The organism is Pseudoalteromonas sp. BMB (assembly GCF_001709235.1).
GTDB lineage: Bacteria > Pseudomonadota > Gammaproteobacteria > Enterobacterales > Alteromonadaceae > Pseudoalteromonas > Pseudoalteromonas maricaloris.
The window spans coordinates 1-777 of the sequence record NZ_MBQA01000037.1; the positions used below are offsets into that span (position 1 = coordinate 1).

The 777-nt window shown below is 42.7% G+C and carries 2 pseudogenes; both read right to left on the reverse strand.

Annotation, left to right across the window (positions count from 1 at the left end):
- A pseudogene (locus tag BB427_RS03075) lies at positions 1-529 on the reverse strand (hypothetical protein); the annotation flags it as partial.
- Positions 530-556: 27 nt separating this feature from the next.
- Positions 557-777 (reverse strand): annotated as a pseudogene (locus tag BB427_RS03080) (hypothetical protein); the annotation flags it as partial.

The window sequence follows — 777 nt, forward strand, 5'->3', positions numbered from 1 at the left end:
CTTCAGCTGAAGTGCGTTTTACGTAGCCAACATGAATGAAGATCGGGATGGCGATGCTCAGCAATACAGCAACGACCTTGATGTAAACGACTTCTCTGGTAGCAAGATAAAAATATAAGGTGATAAATGCACATATTGTTGCCATGTACGCAAATGCAGCATTAGATAATTTATCTATTCGATCAAGATCGACACTCACCAGCTTGATATCTTTGTTTGAGGCCATTAAGTTATTTTGCGAAAGCATGAATCGACTGTTTAGCTGAACTGGTACTCGCTTAAACCCCCCTTTTACTTTTTTACGTCTTGGTACTGAGTCTGCTATTGGTAGTAGTGGAGTTTCTTCCACCGGTCGACCAAAATCAATCGGTGGTAAATTGTCCTCTGTATGCTCTTTTAGTTCTTTAGGTGCTACCTCAGTTTCCATCACCTTACTTACTATTTTTTGCAGACCTAAAGCGAGTAAGGCCACCACTTTTTTCCAACTGCGGTTATGGGTAGGGCTGACTTCCTTGTGGTGTGCTTTCATTGTTTTATTGCTACCAAATCACTTTATCTAACGGACGGTCGTTTTCTGCCAGCCTTTGTAAAAGGATGCAGGTATAGGTTGTGTGTTATCCATAAAACGATGGATTTCACTCCACAGCTCCATGCTATCTTCTAAGTCTCTTGGCTCCCAGTCGACAGGGTATATAGGTTGATGGCGAAGGTGTTTGGGGTAACGCTTTGGTACCAAATAGGCCATGTTAAACTGCACCCCTCGACCTGCGGAAACTT